Source organism: Mycolicibacterium arseniciresistens (assembly GCF_030519285.1).
Classification (GTDB): domain Bacteria; phylum Actinomycetota; class Actinomycetes; order Mycobacteriales; family Mycobacteriaceae; genus Mycobacterium; species Mycobacterium arseniciresistens.
The window spans coordinates 1-3,128 of record NZ_JAUMSQ010000468.1; the positions used below are offsets into that span (position 1 = coordinate 1).

Annotated in this window: 3 protein-coding genes and 1 pseudogene; all 4 read right to left on the reverse strand. The window is 72.6% G+C overall.

The window, feature by feature from the left end; translation table 11 throughout:
• Positions 1–1,016 (reverse strand): annotated as a pseudogene (locus Q2100_RS30535) (RNA polymerase sigma factor); the annotation flags it as partial.
• Positions 982–1,362 (reverse strand): YciI family protein, encoded by a 381-nt coding sequence (locus tag Q2100_RS30540; protein ID WP_302917026.1) that lies wholly within the window; start codon positions 1,360–1,362, stop codon positions 982–984. The pseudogene Q2100_RS30535 and the gene Q2100_RS30540, both read right to left, overlap by 35 nt.
• Before the next feature lie 40 nt (positions 1,363–1,402).
• A complete protein-coding gene (gene rarD, locus Q2100_RS30545; protein WP_302917027.1) occupies positions 1,403–2,335 on the reverse strand; it encodes an EamA family transporter RarD in 933 nt (310 codons plus the stop codon).
• Positions 2,332–3,128, reverse strand: a 797-nt coding sequence (locus Q2100_RS30550) for an RluA family pseudouridine synthase (RefSeq protein ID WP_302917028.1), incomplete at its 5' end; no start/stop codon positions are given. The genes Q2100_RS30550 and rarD, both read right to left, overlap by 4 nt.

Here is a 3,128-nt window from a genome sequence, read left to right on the forward strand (position 1 = left end):
CACCGCCGCGCCGAGCGACGTCGCCACGCGCATGAGCGCCCTGTGCAACCGCCGCAGCGCCTCGAGGTCGACCGGCCCGTGCCTGCCCGCGCAGTGCGCCGACTGGATCGCCGCCTCGTACTGGAACCGGCCCGGCCGGCCCCGGGTGTGCGCACGCCGCAGCATCTCCTCGCCGCGCTCGATGAGCCGGGCGTCCCACAGTGCGGTGTCCTGCTCGTCGAGCGGGATGAATGACCCGCGCGGCCACGCCTGGCCGGGCGGCGTGCCTCACCGAGGCAGATCAGTGCCGCCAGTCCGAGCACCTCCGGCTCGTCGGGCATCAGTTCGGCCAGCACGTCGGCCAGGTGCAGCGCCTCGGCGGACAGCGTCTGCGGCACCTCGCCGGCCGGACAGTCGATGGCCGGCCAGTCGATGGCGTACGCCCCGTAGACCGCCTCGAGCACAGCGGGCAGGCGGACCGCCAGCTCTGCGGGATCCGGGACGGCGAACGGGATCCCGGCATCCCGGATGCGCTTCTTCGCCCGCACCAGCCGTTGCGCCATCGTCGCCGGCTCGACGGCGAACGCCGCGGCGATGTCGGCGGCCCGGACGCCGAGCACCGTCTGCAGCATCAGCGGCGTGCGGACGTCGGCCGCGATCGCGGGATGTGCGCACACCAGCATCAGCTCGAGGCGGCGGTCCGGGATCGTGACCGGCTCGTCGGCGTCCGCCGCCGGCTCCTCGGTCCCGGTGAGCGGCCGGGTGTTCCGGTGGGCCGCGGACTTCCAGGTGTCGCGCAGCCGGTTACGCGCGACGGTGAGCACCCAGCCCTCCGGATTGGCCGGGACACCGTCGGCCGGCCAGCGCCGCAGGGCACGTTCGAGGGCGTCGGCCAGCGCGTCCTCCGCGGCGGCGATGTCGCGGCCCGGCGCGGCCAGCACAGCGAGCAGCCGGCCGTACGACTCGCGGGTGAGCTGGGCGAGCCGTGCGGCGGGCAGGCTCTCATTCAGGGCTGTACCAGCCGCGGCCACGGGCATAGGTGACCGCCACCGGACGGATCTCGACCGAACCGAAGTGCGCCGCCGGGTTGCGCTGCGCCCACCCGATCGCCGCGTCGAGGTCCGGCACGTCGATGACGAAGATGCCGCCCAACCGCTCCCTGGTGTCGGCGAACGGACCGTCCTGGATGTCGACGGCGCCGGTCCTCGCGGTCACGGTGGTGGTGGCCGCGGCGGATTGCAGCACCTGCGTGCCGACGAGCACGCCCGCGGCGTCGAGGTCGTCGGCGTTGCGGGCGAAGGCGGCCCGGCCCTCGGCCAGCGCCTCTTCGGGCACGCCGGCCTCCGACGCCTCCTGGTAGTGGGTGATCAGGCAGTACTGCATGGCTCCTCCTGGGTCGCGGTGCGCACCGTGTTCTGCGGTGTCACCGTGATGACGATCCGGACGCCGCCGGATCGACAGGTAGCGGATCCTCCGCGGCCGGTTTCCTGCGCAGTGCGTCGAACGTCATCACCGCGAGCGCCGTCCAGATCAGCGCGAAGCCCACCCACCGGGCGACCGGCATCGGTTCGTGGCCGATGAACACGCCCCACACCATCTGCAGGCCTGGGTTCAGGTAGAACAGCAGGCCGATCGTCACGAGCGGCAACCGTTGCGCGGCCGCGGCGAACAGCAGCAGCGGGACGGCGGTGATGGGACCCGACAGCACCATCAGCACGGAGTGCGCGGTCCCCTCGTGCGGGAAGTGTCCCTGCCCCAGTACCGCGAGCACGATGAGATAGCCGCCCGCCACGGGCAACGAGATGAAGTTCTCGACGGCCACGCTGACGCGTGGGTCGGCCACCACCACCTTCTTCACCACGCCGTACAGCGCGAACGACACCGCGAGGACACCGGCGATGTAGGGCGGGGTGCCCACGCCCACCGTGAGCACCACTACGGCCACCACGGCGAGCACCAGCGCGACGAGTTGCCACCTGCCGATGCGCTCCCGGAACACCAGCACGCCGAGGGCGACAGTGACCAACGGGTTGATGAAGTAGCCGAGCGCGGCGTCCACGACGTGACCGTTGGTCGCGGCGTAGATGTAGACCCCCCAGTTCAGGGCGATCAGCACCGAGGCGGCCGCCAGCAGCAGCCAGGCGCGCCCACCGAGCCTGCGCAGGTCGCCGAAACGGCGGACCACCAGCAGCACCAGCGCCATGCACACCGCGCTCCACACGATCCGGTGGGCCAGCACTTCCACCGACCCGGCAGGCAGCAGCAGCGGGAAGTACCCCGGGCACAGCCCCCACCAGGTGAAGGCGCCGGCGCCGAACAGCGTGCCGGCGCGCCCCGCGCGGGCCTCGCCGGTCACAGTGCGTGGTTGCGCAGCACCTCGAGGGCGTGCCGCAGGTCCGCGGGATAGGGGCTGGTGATCTCGACGCGCCTGCCGTCCGCGGGGTGCACGAACGCCAGCGACCACGCGTGCAGCCACTGCCGTTCCAGGCCGAGCCGGCGGGCGAGGGTGGGGTCGGCGCCATAGGTCAGGTCACCGCAGCACGGGTGGTGCAGCGCGGCGAAGTGCACGCGGATCTGGTGGGTGCGCCCCGTCTCGAGCTCGATGTCGAGCAGGCTGGCGGCCTGGAACGCCTCGACGGTGTCGTAGTGCGTGACGCTGTGCCGGCCGCCCTCGGTGACCGCGAACTTCCAGTCGTGCCCGCGGTGCCTGCCGATGGGCGCATCGATGGTTCCGCTGCTCGGATCCGGGTGACCCTGCACCAGCGCGTGGTAGCGCTTGTGCACGGTGCGCTCTTTGAACGCCCGCTTGAGCACGGTGTACGCGCGTTCGGACAGCGCGACGACCATCACACCGGAGGTGCCGACGTCGAGCCGGTGCACGATGCCCTGGCGTTCGTGGATGCCCGAGGTGCTGATCCGGAACCCCGCGGCGGCCAGCCCGCCCAGCACCGTGGGCCCGTGCCAGCCGACGGTGGCGTGCGCCGCCACTCCGGGCGGCTTGTCGACCGCCACGATGTCGTCGTCGGAGTACAGGATGTCCATGCCCTCGATGTCGACCGGGGTGTTCTCCACCGGCGCCGGCGCCTCGGGCAGCCGCACCTCCAGCCACGCCCCCGCCGTGAGCCGGTCGGACTTGCCGGCCGGCGCGC